The following is a 963-nucleotide window of genomic DNA, read 5'->3' on the forward strand; positions in this document are numbered from 1 at the left end:
AATCGGCATATTGCTGTTGCCAACACTCGATCACTTGTTTGGCATTGGTGTCACGAGGCCGCACGTAGATCGTCGACAAGATTCCGCGATCCATCGGTGTCAAATGGGGAGTAAACACGAGCGAAATTTCTTGTCCGCCAATCCGGTGTACCAAGTCTGCCATTTCGGGTTGATGACGATGGCTGCCGACCCCGTACGCCGCAATCGACTCGTTCACCTCACAGTACAGTGTCCCCACTTTGGCACTTCGGCCAGCACCACTGACACCGCTCTTGCTATCAACAATGATGTCGTTGGCTTCGATCATTTGCTTGGCGATCAGCGGAGCGAGCGGCAGAATCGCGGACGTGGGGTAGCATCCGGGATTGGCGACGAGGTCGGCATCGCGAATTTGCTCGGCATAAAACTCGGGCAATCCGTACACGGTTTTTCCGATCCGTTCGGGCCAAGGATGCTCGACGCCGTACCATTTTTCATAAGTGGCTTGGGACGACAAACGAAAATCGGCACTAAAATCGATCACTCGGATATCATGGTCGATCAATTGTTTGCAGGTTTCGGCCGACGCACCATGAGGCAAACAGCACATCACAACGTCGCATTTTTTTGCCAGTGCGGCGGGGTTCAAGGTTTCGATCGGCACATCACAACGACCCGCCAAGCTCGGGTGAATCTCCGCGATCGATTTGCCGTCTTCGGCGCGACTGGTTGCCGCCACCAGCTCGGCTTCGGGGTGAGCCAACAGCAATCGAGCCACTTCGAGTGCGGTGTAGCCAGTTGCACCAACGATTCCAACGCGGAGGGTCATATCGGGGTCTCTATCTTGAAGAACAATAAGGATGGATTTTTGTAGCGGTGCGGCGCAAGCCGCCCGGTCTAATCCGAACGTTTCACTCGCCTCCACCGGACGGCTCGCGCCGTGCCGCTACGAAAGTAGATGGCAACCACTGGGGGATGCTCAGG

At 55.8% G+C, this 963-nt stretch carries 1 protein-coding gene; it reads right to left on the bottom strand.

What is annotated here, in order from left to right; genetic code table 11:
- Positions 1-808, bottom strand: an 808-nt coding sequence (argC, locus tag RMSM_RS10400; RefSeq protein ID WP_008695162.1) for an N-acetyl-gamma-glutamyl-phosphate reductase, incomplete at its 3' end; no start/stop codon positions are given.
- Positions 809-963 lie beyond the last annotated feature (155 nt).

The organism is Rhodopirellula maiorica SM1 (assembly GCF_000346295.1).
Lineage (GTDB): Bacteria > Planctomycetota > Planctomycetia > Pirellulales > Pirellulaceae > Novipirellula > Novipirellula maiorica.